Origin of the sequence: Pseudomonas sp. GW456-12-10-14-LB2, assembly GCF_002884345.1 — a bacterium.
Classification (GTDB): domain Bacteria; phylum Pseudomonadota; class Gammaproteobacteria; order Pseudomonadales; family Pseudomonadaceae; genus Aquipseudomonas; species Aquipseudomonas paraglycinae.
Genome location: NZ_POHV01000032.1, coordinates 1 through 12,571, shown reverse-complemented (window position 1 = coordinate 12,571; position 12,571 = coordinate 1). Strand labels below are relative to the sequence as shown.

The 12,571-nt window shown below is 59.0% G+C and carries 14 protein-coding genes, 1 tRNA gene and 1 pseudogene; 9 read left to right on the top strand and 7 right to left on the bottom strand.

Going from position 1 to position 12,571, the window contains the following annotated elements; genetic code table 11:
* Entirely contained in the window at window positions 1-786 is a 786-nt protein-coding gene (locus C1X29_RS20865; protein ID WP_102718275.1) for a cytochrome c, read from the bottom strand.
* Window positions 787-1,410: 624 nt separating this feature from the next.
* On the opposite strand from C1X29_RS20865, the gene C1X29_RS20860 reads away from it, so the two are divergent.
* The 3 genes from C1X29_RS20860 to C1X29_RS20850 all read left to right on the top strand — a co-directional run bounded on the left by C1X29_RS20860 (window position 1,411) and on the right by C1X29_RS20850 (window position 5,596).
* Window positions 1,411-2,616, top strand: a complete 1,206-nt coding sequence (locus tag C1X29_RS20860; protein ID WP_102718274.1) for an acetyl-CoA C-acetyltransferase — start codon at window positions 1,411-1,413, stop codon at window positions 2,614-2,616.
* Between the two features lie 17 nt (window positions 2,617-2,633).
* Window positions 2,634-4,778, top strand: a complete 2,145-nt coding sequence (locus C1X29_RS20855) for a 3-hydroxyacyl-CoA dehydrogenase NAD-binding domain-containing protein (protein ID WP_102718273.1) — start codon at window positions 2,634-2,636, stop codon at window positions 4,776-4,778.
* 95 nt (window positions 4,779-4,873) lie between these two features.
* Window positions 4,874-5,596, top strand: coding sequence for an amidotransferase (locus C1X29_RS20850; RefSeq protein WP_102718272.1), 723 nt, complete (start codon window positions 4,874-4,876; stop codon window positions 5,594-5,596).
* Between the two features lie 39 nt (window positions 5,597-5,635).
* Here C1X29_RS20850 and C1X29_RS20845 read toward each other — a convergent pair whose 3' ends face one another.
* The 3 genes from C1X29_RS20845 to C1X29_RS20835 form a co-directional block, all read right to left on the bottom strand.
* Window positions 5,636-6,607 carry a magnesium and cobalt transport protein CorA gene (locus tag C1X29_RS20845; RefSeq protein ID WP_085748511.1) on the bottom strand — a complete coding sequence of 324 codons (972 nt, stop codon included), beginning with the start codon at window positions 6,605-6,607 and terminating at the stop codon, window positions 5,636-5,638.
* A 134-nt stretch (window positions 6,608-6,741) separates the two neighbouring features.
* Complete coding sequence (locus C1X29_RS20840; protein ID WP_085748519.1) at window positions 6,742-7,464, bottom strand: 1-acylglycerol-3-phosphate O-acyltransferase; 723 nt, start codon at window positions 7,462-7,464, stop codon at window positions 6,742-6,744.
* Window positions 7,465-7,680: 216 nt separating this feature from the next.
* Window positions 7,681-8,370, bottom strand: coding sequence for a crotonase/enoyl-CoA hydratase family protein (locus C1X29_RS20835; protein ID WP_011333225.1), 690 nt, complete (start codon window positions 8,368-8,370; stop codon window positions 7,681-7,683).
* Between the two features lie 307 nt (window positions 8,371-8,677).
* Between C1X29_RS20835 and C1X29_RS20830 the strand changes: the two genes are divergently transcribed.
* A tRNA-Ser gene (locus C1X29_RS20830) sits at window positions 8,678-8,767 on the top strand.
* 154 nt (window positions 8,768-8,921) lie between these two features.
* Window positions 8,922-9,242, top strand: a complete 321-nt coding sequence (locus C1X29_RS20825; RefSeq protein WP_007959944.1) for a YbjQ family protein — start codon at window positions 8,922-8,924, stop codon at window positions 9,240-9,242.
* 53 nt (window positions 9,243-9,295) lie between these two features.
* Here C1X29_RS20825 and C1X29_RS20820 read toward each other — a convergent pair whose 3' ends face one another.
* A complete protein-coding gene (locus C1X29_RS20820; RefSeq protein ID WP_102718271.1) occupies window positions 9,296-9,574 on the bottom strand; it encodes a hypothetical protein in 279 nt (92 codons plus the stop codon).
* A gap of 242 nt (window positions 9,575-9,816) precedes the next feature.
* Between C1X29_RS20820 and C1X29_RS20815 the strand changes: the two genes are divergently transcribed.
* From C1X29_RS20815 to C1X29_RS29465, 4 genes are all read left to right on the top strand, one after another.
* Window positions 9,817-10,005, top strand: coding sequence for a hypothetical protein (locus C1X29_RS20815; RefSeq protein ID WP_102718270.1), 189 nt, complete (start codon window positions 9,817-9,819; stop codon window positions 10,003-10,005).
* Between the two features lie 310 nt (window positions 10,006-10,315).
* Window positions 10,316-10,684, top strand: coding sequence for a hypothetical protein (locus C1X29_RS20810; protein ID WP_011333227.1), 369 nt, complete (start codon window positions 10,316-10,318; stop codon window positions 10,682-10,684).
* A gap of 137 nt (window positions 10,685-10,821) precedes the next feature.
* Window positions 10,822-11,250, top strand: coding sequence for a YMGG-like glycine zipper-containing protein (locus tag C1X29_RS20805; protein ID WP_102718269.1), 429 nt, complete (start codon window positions 10,822-10,824; stop codon window positions 11,248-11,250).
* 123 nt (window positions 11,251-11,373) lie between these two features.
* A complete protein-coding gene (locus C1X29_RS29465; RefSeq protein ID WP_173940204.1) occupies window positions 11,374-11,538 on the top strand; it encodes a hypothetical protein in 165 nt (54 codons plus the stop codon).
* Between the two features lie 146 nt (window positions 11,539-11,684).
* Here C1X29_RS29465 and C1X29_RS20800 read toward each other — a convergent pair whose 3' ends face one another.
* Both C1X29_RS20800 and C1X29_RS20795 read right to left on the bottom strand, forming a co-directional pair.
* Entirely contained in the window at window positions 11,685-12,065 is a 381-nt protein-coding gene (locus C1X29_RS20800) for a hypothetical protein (protein WP_102688299.1), read from the bottom strand.
* Window positions 12,058-12,571: pseudogene (locus C1X29_RS20795) on the bottom strand (type IV secretion protein Rhs); the annotation flags it as partial. The gene C1X29_RS20800 and the pseudogene C1X29_RS20795, both read right to left, overlap by 8 nt.

The following is a 12,571-nucleotide window of genomic DNA, read 5'->3' as shown; positions in this document are numbered from 1 at the left end:
TTACTTGGCCGGCTCAACCTTGCGCCCGGCCATGTGCCGCAAATACCCGATCAGCTTCTGCAGATCCGCATCCGGCAACACCTCGGCAGAAAACCCTGGCATCTTCGCTTGCGGCCACTGACGCAGACTCTGTGGGTCGCGAATGTAGCGCTTGAGGAAGTCCGCGCCGAAGTACTCGGTCGGGTTGTACGGAATATTCAGGTCCGGCCCGAACTGCGCATCGCCCGCGCCATTCAGGCGATGGCAGGCCAGGCAGTTCTTCTGGAACAGCGCAAAACCCTGATTCACCGGGTCATCGGCCTTCAACGCAGGATCCGGCAGCAGGGCAGGGAAGCGCTCGGCCACCGGCGCCATGCGCTTGATGCTCGCCACTTCGAACGGCCATTGTTCCGGGCTGATATTGCCGGCCTGCGGATCGGTCCACACCAGATAGAACGGCCCGGCGCTGTGCTTGCCTTCCGACAGCGGCGGCCAGGGTTGCGCCGGATCTTCGATGGCGAGCCAGGCGCGTGAGCCTTTGTCGTTCAGTAGCGGTGCGGCGGACAGCTCTGCGGCAAAACCATCCAGTGCCACGGCTTGCAGGTGATCGTCCGGTTTGATGCCGGTCAGCAGCGCGGCGATCGGCACGGCGCGATAAGTCATGTCCTTCTTGTAGGACACATCATTCTTGACCGTGAGGGTTTGTACCTGAGGATGCTTGAGCAATTCCTCGGTCTGCCAGGTGCGGCTGTTCGCGCCCAGCTCCAGGTTCAGCTGCGCGGCAGACAGGGGCATGCTCAGCAGCATGGCCCCGAATAGAATGAGCGTTTTCAAGTGATCGCCGTCCGTGTCGTGGAAGTGCGCAAAGGTTGGCACAGCCACGCTGGCCCGGGTAGCGGGCCAGTCACATTTTCAGTGGCGATAAACAATACCTGCCGCTTGAATCAGCCGATGACCTTGGTCAGGTTCGGCAGAATCAACAACAGCGTCGTGGCGAAAAGAATGAGCCCTGCTTGCCGTACTTTTGGTTGTTTGAACATGGCTTGACCGCCTTTTTTGTTATTTCCTGATGCTTGCCTGCATATCCATGACGGCAAGCGCTGCACTTCCTGTAGCGAACGCCTGTCTCGGCAAAACCCGACGACAACGACGTACATCTTCACCTTAGGGCCCGCGTCACGCTTCGCTTAGATCCATTTCGTATGTATTTGCTACCTGTCGCGATTAAAAAGGCATGAGGCCCATTGCCAGCTTCTTTGCCGCCCGTTTGCTAGACAGCTCGCGCACCTGAACCGGTTAATCAAGCCACGGATGACCGTCCGTCTGAGCGTGCGCGTCAACGTCATTGAGCGCTGTGGTCATTGAATCGATGGCCTGCGAAGACAACAGTGACAGCACGAATTTCATTCACCGCACAGGTTCGAGGACGTCATGACCCAAGCTTTGATTTTCGACGCGTTACGCACGCCCCGTGGCAAGGGCAAGGCCGACGGATCGCTGCACAGCGTCAAACCGGTGAACCTGGTGGCCGGGCTGCTGACCGCTTTGGAGGCACGTACGGCGCTGGACACCAGCCAGATCGATGACGTGGTGCTCGGTTGCGTCACGCCGATTGGCGATCAGGGCTCGGACATCGCCAAGACCGCCGTGCAGGTGGCTGATTGGGACGTCAGCGTCGCGGGCGTGCAGATCAACCGCTTCTGCGCCTCGGGGCTGGAAGCGGTGAACCTGGGGGCGATGAAAGTGCGCTCCGGGTTCGAAGACCTGGTGGTAGTTGGTGGCGTCGAATCCATGTCCCGAGTGCCGATGGGCAGCGACGGTGGAGCCTGGGCGCTGGACCCGCAAACCAACCTGCACAGCCACTTCACACCACAAGGCGTCGGCGCCGATCTGATCGCCACCCTTGAAGGCTTCAGCCGGCAGGACGTCGATGCCTACGCGCTGCACTCGCAGCAGAAAGCTGCCCGCGCCCGGGCCGACGGTTCGTTCAGCAAGTCGCTGGTGCCGGTGCAGGACCAGAACGGCATCATCCTGCTCGATCACGATGAATTCATTCGCGCCGAGTCGACCCTTGAAGGCCTGGGCAAGCTCAAGCCGAGTTTCGAAATGATCGGTCAGATGGGCTTCGACGCCACGGCATTGCGGGTCTACAGCCATGTCGAGCGAATCAATCATGTGCACACGCCGGGCAACAGCTCGGGGATCGTCGACGGCGCGGCGCTGATGCTGATTGGCTCCGAAGCGAAGGGGCGTGCGTTGGGTCTGCAACCTCGGGCGCGGATTGTCGCCACGGCGGTCACCAGCACCGACCCGACCATCATGCTCACCGGCCCGGCGCCGGCCACTCGCAAGGCGCTGGCCAAGGCCGGGCTGCGGGTGGAGGACATCGACCTGTTTGAAGTCAACGAGGCGTTCGCCTCGGTGGTGCTCAAATTCATCAAGGACATGGCTGTCGACCCGGACAAGGTCAACGTCAATGGCGGCTCGATCGCCATGGGCCATCCGCTGGGCGCCACCGGTTGCGCGATCCTCGGCACCTTGCTCGATGAACTGGAAGCCCGGCGCCTGCGCTACGGCCTCGCGACGCTGTGCGTCGGCGGCGGCATGGGCATCGCCACCATCATCGAACGCCTCTGACCCCAAGGAATCCTGTCATGACCCAAGCCATTCGTTACGAAAAAGGCCAGGACGGCATCGTTGTCCTGACCATCGACATGCCGGGCCAGAGCGCCAACACCATGAACGCGGCGTACCGCGAGGCCATGGCCGAAAGCGTCGCCCGTTTGCAGGCGGAAAAAGATGACATCGCCGGGGTGATCATCACTTCGGCCAAGAAAACCTTCTTCGCCGGTGGCGACCTGAATGAACTGATCAAGGTCGGCAAGCCCGAAGCCAAGGCTTTCTACGACATGGTGCTGACCCTCAAGGGTCAGTTGCGCACCCTGGAAACCCTCGGCAAACCGGTGGTCGCGGCGATCAACGGCGCGGCGCTCGGCGGTGGCTGGGAAATCTGCCTGGCCTGCCACCACCGCGTGGCGCTGGACGATGCGTCGGTTCAGCTCGGTCTGCCGGAGGTGACCCTCGGCCTGTTGCCGGGCGGCGGTGGCGTGGTGCGGATGGTGCGCATGCTTGGCATCGAAAAGGCGTTGCCGTACCTCCTTGAAGGCAAGAAAGTCCGTCCGCAGCAGGCGTTGCAGGCCGGATTGATCGATGAGCTGGCGGCGGATCGCGATGAGCTGCTGGCCAAGGCCCGGGCCTGGATTCTGGCCAATCCTGCGGCCGTGCAGCGTTGGGATGTTAAGGGTTATCAGATTCCCGGCGGCACGCCATCCAATCCGAAAGTCGCGCAGATGCTGGCGATTGCGCCGTCGATCCTGCGCACCAAAACCCAGGGCACGTTGCCGGCGCCGGAGAAGATTCTGTGCGCGGCTGTGGAAGGCGCGCAGGTGGATTTCGACACGGCGCACCTGATCGAAACCCGCTACTTCACCGAACTGACCACCGGCCAGATCTCGAAAAACCTGATCGGCACGTTCTGGTTCCAACTCAATGAAATCAATGCCGGCGGTTCACGGCCGCAGGGTTTGGCACCTTATGTGACGAAGCGAGTGGGCGTGCTCGGCGCAGGCATGATGGGCGCCGGGATCGCCTATGTCAGCGCATCGGCCGGGATCGACGTGGTGCTCAAGGACATCAACCTCGCGGCTGCGGAAAAGGGCAAGGCGCATTCGGCGGCGTTGCTGGACAAGAAAGTCGCTCGCGGGCAAATGTCTGCGCAGCAGCGTGAAGCGGTGCTGGCGCGTATTCACCCGACCGAAAGCGATGCCGATCTGGCGGGTTGCGATCTGATCATCGAGGCGGTGTTCGAGGATCGTCAACTCAAGGCCAAGGTCTCGGCAGCAGCGCAACAGGTGGTTGGCGCCGACGCTGTGATTGCTTCCAACACATCGACCTTGCCCATCACTGGCTTGGCGACCGCAGTACCGGATCAAAGCAAGTTTATCGGCCTGCACTTCTTCAGCCCGGTGGAAAAGATGCCGCTGGTGGAAATCATCAAGGGCGCGCAAACCAGCGACGAAACCCTTGCACGCGGGTTCGATTTCGTACTGCAAATCAAGAAAACCCCGATTGTGGTCAACGACAGTCGCGGATTCTTCACGTCGCGAGTATTCGGCACCTTCACCAATGAAGGCATTGCGATGCTGGGTGAGGGCGTCAGCGCGCCGATGATCGAGACCGAAGCGCGCAAGGCCGGCATGCCTGTCGGGCCGTTGGCGATCTCTGACGAAGTTTCCCTCAGCCTGATGAGCCATATCCGTCAGCAAACGGCCAAAGACCTTCAAGCAGAAGGGAAACCGCTGATTGAGCACCCGGCGTTCGCCGTGATTGACTTGCTGCTCAACGAATACAAGCGGCCGGGCAAGGCAGCGGGAGGCGGTTTTTATGAGTACCCGGCGGGTGGGCAGAAACATCTGTGGCCCGAGCTGAAAACCCGGTTCGAGAAAGCCGACGGGCAGATATCGCCGAAGGATGTGCGTGATCGACTGCTGTTCGTGCAGGCCATCGAAACCGTGCGTTGCTTGGAGGAGGGCGTGCTGACGTCGACGGCGGACGCCAACGTCGGCTCGATCTTCGGCATCGGTTTCGCGGCATGGACGGGCGGTGCGCTGCAGTTCATCAACCAATATGGCGTGAAGGACTTTGTCGCCCGGGCGCAGTATCTGGCGGAGCAGTACGGTGAGCGTTTCGCACCGCCTGCGCTGCTGCTGGAAAAAGCTGCCAAGGGCGAGTTGTTCTAACGGGGAGGGGACGCATTTCGGGGCTTGCCTTGCCGGGTGGTTTCAAGGCAGGCTCTGGGGTGTGCATTATTCCCATCACGTGTCAGGTATTTTTTATGTCGCTACGCATCTGCATTCTGGAAACCGACATCCTGCGTCCGGAACTGGTCGATGAATATCAGGGTTACGGGCAGATGTTCCAGCGCCTGTTCTCGCAACAGCCGATCGCCGCCGAGTTCACGGTGTACAACGTGATGCAGGGCGATTATCCGAGTGATGACCTGATCTTCGATGCGTATCTGGTCACCGGCAGCAAGGCCGACTCGTTCGGTACCGCCCCGTGGATCCAGACCCTCAAGCAATACCTGCTGACCCGCTATGAGCGCGGCGACAAACTGCTCGGCGTGTGCTTCGGCCATCAACTGCTGGCGCTGCTGCTGGGCGGCAAGAGCGAGCGCGCCACGCAAGGCTGGGGTGTCGGCATCCACAACTACAAACTGGCGGCCAAGGCGCCGTGGATGAGCCCGGTGCGTGAAGAGCTGACGCTGTTGATCAGTCACCAGGACCAGGTGACGGCGCTGCCGGAGAATGCAACGGTGATTGCGTCGAGCGATTTCTGCCCGTTTGCCGCGTACCACATCAACGATCAGGTGCTGTGCTTCCAGGGTCATCCGGAATTCATTCACGACTACTCGCGAGCGCTGCTGGATCTGCGTCAGGAAGCGCTGGGCGAGCAGGTTTACAGTAAGGGTGTGGCCAGTCTGGAGCATCAGCACCACGGCACCACCGTCGCGGAATGGATGATGCGTTTCGTGGCGCACAAGCCGACCGCTGCTTGAATCCAGACGCCCCCGTGTTTTACACGGGGGCGTTTTTTCTTATAGCCAGCCGGATTTCTTGAAGCTCGCCCACAGGCTCACGCAGCCGACCGTGATAAAGCCCAGCACGCCGAAATAGCCGTAGTGCCAGCTCAGCTCCGGCATGTTCTGGAAGTTCATCCCGTAGATCCCCGCCACCGCTGTCGGGAACGCCAGAATCGCCGCCCATGCAGCGAATTTGCGTTGCACCACGCTCTGGCGTGACGCCTCTAGCAACACGCCGATTTCGATGGTCTGGCTGGCGATATCGGCCAGGGTGGTCAGATCTTCCATCTGCCGATTCACGTGGATCTGCACGTCGCGAAAGTAAGGGCGCATGTTCTTGTCGATGAAGGGAAAGCTCAGCTTCTGCAGTTCTTCGCCGATTTCCACCATTGGCGCGGCGTAACGGCGCAGGCGCAGGACGTCGCGACGCAGGCCGTGCAGCTTCTGGATGTCGTATTCATTCAATGCGCTGCACAACACGTTGCGTTCCAGTTCATCGATCTCGGCGTGGATCGCTTCGCCCACTGGCTGATAGTTTTCGATCACGAAATCCAGCAGCGCATACAGTACGAAATCTTCCCCGTGCTCCAACAACAGCGGCCGCGCCTCACAGCGTTGGCGGACGTGGGCGTAGGACGCCGAGTGGCCATTGCGGGCAGTGATGATGTAGCCCTTGCCGGCGAAGATGTGGGTTTCGATGAACTGCAGAATCCCGTGTTCGCGCACCGGCGAGTAGGTGACGATGAACAGCGCGTCGCCAAAGGTTTCCAGCTTCGGCCGGCTGTGCTTTTCCAGGGCGTCTTCGATGGCCAGTTCGTGCAGGTTGAACTGACGTTGCAGGTTGGACAGTTCCTGGGCGCTCGGCTCTTCGAGGCCGATCCAGACGAAGTGGCCGGTCTTGGCGGCCCAGGCCGCGCCTTCGTCGAGGGAAATATTGGTGACTTTCTTACCGGCGCTGTAAACCGCAGCAGCAACAACTCGACCCATGGTGGTGATTCACTTCTTCTTGGCAGATGGCAGGGGAGACATGGCTTCAGCTTAGCCGTGTCGCTGCTTGAGAGTCAGTGAAATCTGCACAGTTCACCGGGCAAAAGAAAACCCGCACAGGGCGGGCTTCTTTTTCACGCAGCTTGCAGCTGCCGGTCCATCGCATCGATGCATTCGCGCATCTGTTCGCGGCACTGGTTGATCAGCATGGGCATGTCATCCATGGTCAGGCCGACGGTAGGAATTGCCGGCAGCGAGCGTATGAGAACTTTCCCGCTGTGCCAGCGGTTCAGACGCATGTGCTTGATGTAGCTGCTGACACACACCGGAACGATCGGCACCCCGGCGGCGATGGCCATCTGGAACGCGCCTTTCTTGAATGGCAGCAGTTCCTCACCCAGGTTGCGCGTGCCTTCCGGGAACACCCAGATCGAGGTGTCTTTGTGCTGCAAGGTGTCGGTGGTGGTCAGCATCGACTGGCGCGCCTTGTGCGCGTTCCCACGATCGATCAACACATTGCCCGCCAGCCAGAACAGCTGCCCGAACAGCGGCACCCACTTCAGGCTCTTTTTGCCGATGCACACCGTCCGACGCGGCACCACGTTGCCGAACACGAACAGGTCATAGTTGGACTGATGATTGGCGATGATCACGCAGCTGTCGGGTTTGTTCATCAACGGGCCGACTTCGGCCTTCACTCGCAGACGCAAAATGCACATGGCCGGCAGTGCATAGAGGCGGGCGCACAGGCGACTGTTGTCCGGATTGAATGGCCGGCACAGCCCGAGGATCACTCCGAGTATCCCCGCCAGAATAAAGTGCAGGCCCATCAATAACATACGAAACACAAACAGCATTTTCAGGCCCATCGGGACAAAAGGTGGCGCAGTGTACGGATGTGCACTGTTTTCGGCAATTGCCGCTATAGAGTCCGGAGATGGGCGATGTTTAAGCGCATGTTTCCGACTTGTTGGTCAGAGGCGTCCTAGAGCTGCCGCGGAGTTTTCAACAAGCCGCGTAAGAAAAAGCCCGACACGACGGTGGGGCTTTTCTGAATCGGTATGAGCCGGGTGTCAGCCCAGATGCTCCTGATCCTGGATGATCGCGTTGTCCAGGGTTTCCAGCAGCGCCTTGCGCACTTTCAACTTGGTGTTCTTGTGTGCGGTCATGTTGATCTTTTTCAACTGACGCGCGGCGGCGAGGGCGGCGCCTTGCAGTTCTTCGGCCGCGACCACTTTGTCGAGGAAGCCGGCATCCACTGCGCTTTGCGGATCGAACATCTCGCCATTGATGACCGAGCGGTGGAAGGCCGAGCGACGCAGGCGATCACGGGCCAGCTCGATGCCGGCGTGGTGCATGGTCATGCCGATCTGCACTTCGTTCAGACCAATGCTGAACGGGCCGTCGACACCGATCCGGTAATCGGCGGACAACAGAATGAATGCGCCTTTGGCTACGGCATGCCCCGGGCAAGCAACAATCACCGGGAACGGGTGCGACAACAGGCGGCGGGCCAGGGTCGAGCCGGCGGTCACCAGCGACACGGCTTCTTTAGGGCCGGCAGTCATCACTTTCAGGTCGTAGCCGCCAGAGAGAATGCCCGGCTGACCGGTGATGATCACAATGGCACGATCCGCCACCGCCTGATCCAGCGCCGCGTTGAAGGCCGCGATCACGTCCGGGGAAATGGCGTTGACCTTGCCGTTGCTCAGGGTCAGGGTCGCGATACCGTCTTCGAGGTGGTAGGCAATCAGGTCGCTCATGGCGCAATTCCTTATAAGAAAGATGGGCAGACGTTACCCACCGTCGCCGGTCAGGTAAAGCACTGTGACTGACCCGCCAGTCACCGTTTACCGGCCGATGCGCTGCAACACGCCCCGCGCCTGACGCCTGCGCACCTATATAGAAGGGCTGCGCCCACCCGAGATTGGCCGGATTGCCATGGCCCCTAGAAGGTGGAAGCGACTTTTTCTCTTAACCGCATGAAAATTCTGAAAAAAAGTTTGCCATCAGAAAAGCTTTCGACTACATTAGCGCGCCTCGACAGACAGAACATGTTTGAAGAGATACGGTGAAGTGTCCGAGTGGCTTAAGGAGCACGCCTGGAAAGTGTGTATACAGGAAACTGTATCGAGAGTTCGAATCTCTCCTTCACCGCCAAATTCGATGTAAACAAAACCCCTGGTTTCGAAAGAAGCCAGGGGTTTTGTGCATTCTGGCGTCCGGATTTTTTTGGTCACAGAGATCGGTTCGGCTTCCCTTTGCCAGGGCATTACAATCGCGGCTTTATCCGGCAAGTAAAAGGACGACCTCCATGATCATTTCCACCACCCACTCCATCGAAGGCCGGCAGATTACGGCATATCTGGACATCGTCAGTGCCGAGTCGGTGCAGGGCGTGAATGTGATTCGCGATATGTTCGCGGGCATGCGGGACTTTTTCGGCGGGCGTTCGCAGACGCTGGAGCGGGCGTTGAAGGAGGCGCGTGTTCAGGCGACTGACGAGATCAAGGAGCGCGCGCGGGCCTTGCAGGCGGATGCGGTGGTCGGGGTGGATTTCGAGATCAGCATGCCGGCAGGGAAGGGCGGCATGGTAGTGGTGTTTGCGACCGGTACAGCGGTCAAGTTGCGCTGAGCATTGGTTTCCGCTTGTGAGCCCATTCAACGGAATGGGCTCTTTGCTGACAATCAGCCCTGTGGTTTGAGCAGGATAGTGCCTTTCGAGTCATAGGTCAGCGGTGTATCGATCGCAACGAGAGGCGGGGTATCGCCCGGCTGAGCTGGTTGGGCCGGGTCCGGGTGGTAGATGACGCCAGGCTGCAACGGGCTCGGTCCAGTCGGTTGCTTGATGACGATTTCGCCCGAAGCGACTTTTTCCTTGAATTTCTCTGCCCCGGCTTTGCCGGCGGCGATCTGTTCGTCCGTGAGCTTTACAACAGGCAGTGTCGGGAATCCTTTGATTTCCATGTTCTCTCCTTGAGATTGATTGCGTAGGAAAAAGGGCAGCGGCCGGTCGCCGGGAATCTTTAGCGGCGGGGGACCAACGGTTCGTCATTGTGTTTAATTTCCGTGGGCCATTCGTCGGGCTTCGGGTGATCTGAACCACAAGTCCAGGAATGACCGACTAGTCTCAAAAGCCTTGGAGGTCGATATTTTTTCAGGCAAAAGGGTTTGCCGGTGTCGGCCCGCATTTGGAAAGGGGTGAAGAGATGACTGATCCGTACATCGAAGACGACGGGGCTGAATTTCCATTCAACAATTGCGTGCGCTGCGGCCAGACGGAGTACCAGGCCGGGTTTGGCGAGGACCCGGTGCAGACCGGCAAGATCAAGTCGGCTGCACCCAAGGGGCCTAAAGCAAAATTTCTGCCCAAGGTGACGGCGCGTTCCAGGAAGTAATCCGGATGCCACACAGCCCCGCCATTGAGCGGGGTTTTTTGTTTCTGTTTTTTGATAAGCGTCCTACAGAAATTGCAGATTCGTCCGGATTCTTTCACAAACTTTTCACACCCGGCTGGGTAGGGTGAAGCCATCCGTTAGAAAGCAAGTCTCCAGCCCGTCTCCCCAGCGGGCTTTTTTTTGCCCGTCATAAAACCTTTTCCGTATTCGCTGTCCGATCGGCGCCAAGTGCGCTGCAACGCTGGACATTGCCGCGGCAACAGCATTCAATCTGCGCCCTTTTTTATTCCTTCTGTTGAGGTTTTTCGTCATGCGTTTAACTCTGCCTGCTCTGGTTCTGGGGCTTCTGGTTGCTCAAGGTGCAATGGCTGGCGACGGTACCGCCGCACTGGGTGGCGGCCTGGGCGGCGCGCTGGGTAACGTGGTTGGCCAAAAAATGGGTGGCAGCAACGGCGCGGCGATTGGCGCTGGCCTGGCCGGCGCAGCTGGCGGTGCGTTGGCAGCGAAGAAGGGTGCCCGCACAAAGGCGGCCATTGGCGGGGGTGTCGGTGCGGCGGGTGGTTCGATTATCGGTAACAGCCTGGGTGGCAAGAACGGCGCGACTATCGGTGCTGGCCTGGGCGGCGCAGCCGGTGGCGCAGTGGGCAGCAATCTGTCCAAGGGTCACAAGCGTCACTGATTGCCAACGCGTGACTGAAAAGGCCCGGCTTTATGCCGGGCCTTTTCGTTGCTGAACGTTTTTCTCGAATTCGCCTCCAATGCCACATAGCCCCCTCCGCGGGCGAACCGTCCCGATCCGGGACCTGTGAGGTCTGTATGCGCTCGACTTTAACTGCAACTGCGTTGGTTATAGGACTGCTCGTGGCTCAAGGCGCCATGGCTGCCGGCGATGGTTCCGCGGCTGTCGGTGGTGGGCTGGGCGGTGTACTGGGCAATGTGGTCGGCGGACAGCTCGGCGGCAGCACCGGTGCTGCGGTGGGTGCCGGCGTTGGCGGTGCGGCCGGTAGTGCCGTCGGAGCGAACAAACGCAATCGCACGGAAGCCGCCATTGGCGGTGGCCTCGGCGCCGCAGGCGGTTCAGTGGTCGGCAACAGCCTCGGCGGCTCCACCGGTTCGACCATTGGCGCAGGGTTGGGCGGCGCAGCGGGTGGTGCGGTCGGCAACAACCTGGGTGACGATGGTGGCAAGTCGCACTCTGGGGGCGGCCACAAGCACAAGAACAAACACAAGAACCGTCATCGTTGAGTGACCGGTTCTACGGAAACCCGGCTTTATGCCGGGTTTTTTGTGCCTGCGCGTCATGCGCAGGAACGAATGGCGACCATACTTTTCGAACGTCCTATACGAACGCGATTGACGAGGTGCGCCATGACTCCGGAAACCGAAGGCAAGGAAGAGAAAGGACAGAGCGGATTGCCGTTTATCAATGATCCGGGGAATGAAGATCCGGGGTCGTTGATGGATGATGCGACGGTTCCGCTTTTGGAGGGTGAGGACGAGCTTGAGTATGAGGATTTTGATGATGATGAGTGATAGGGTACTCGCCTTGTTGAACTTGGTGTGCGCCTACTCGACAGCCTTATCCTCCCGGACCTCAATGCGCCGCGGCCAATTGGTCAACGCTGACTTCCCTGTCCGCACCAATGCTTGTGGAGCAGCGGTCTAATCCCTGCCATTCGCTATCGAACAAACGAAACATCAATCCTGTCCGCGTTAATTTTGACAAATTGCCCATTTAGATGTGGAAATTCGTAGTGGATATCCTGATCAGTAAAATCAACTAAAGACCGGAAAACTTCGCCATCCAGGTAGCCATAAATCTCACAGGGGAATCCGCTACCGAGCATCTTGATCTGCGTTTTTTCGCATTCTGAAGGTGATACACATTCTTCATCAGATAACACCATTTCGAACTCAACTTCGTAAGTTTTTCCCACCTCAATTTCTGAAGGGCTGTAGCTTACGAAACATCTGACCGCTGTGCCCTCCACGACCAGCAAAATAGCTTCTTCTACATACGGGTCTATTTCGACAACCAGTGCTTTGTACGTCTTAGTCATGAGCGGGTCTCACTGTTTTATCTCGTGCATTACCATTGATTGTCCGCCAAAACTCTTTCCCACTTTTGGTGTGTAGAGTCGTAATTTCATCATTGGTGTTGGTGCCAACGAAAGCGAATTTCGCTTCACCTTTTCGGTTAGTCCCCATCAACTGGATATACCCTGCTCGCAGCTCTCCCTTGTATAAGTACTCCACACGCGTGCCTTGATTCACAACGCCTCGCGCGGTGAGTAAGTACTCTTCGTTGCTCATCGCTTTGAATTCGGCGCCATGCTTTTCAAAATGCCCGGTAAGCTTTTCATCACTCCCAAAATTTTCGGGTCGAGATTTTGGCTTTGGAATCAGCGGCTCACCTTCGTCAACAACCGAGCCACCCACCCCAGCCGGCACCGAACAACCCGGCTTATTCGGCGGCGGACAGTTGGACGTCAACCCCAACGGATCCACCCACCCCGTCGGATTCGGCACGTACCGGTACTGATTCAGCCCACCCGCGAGCTTCACC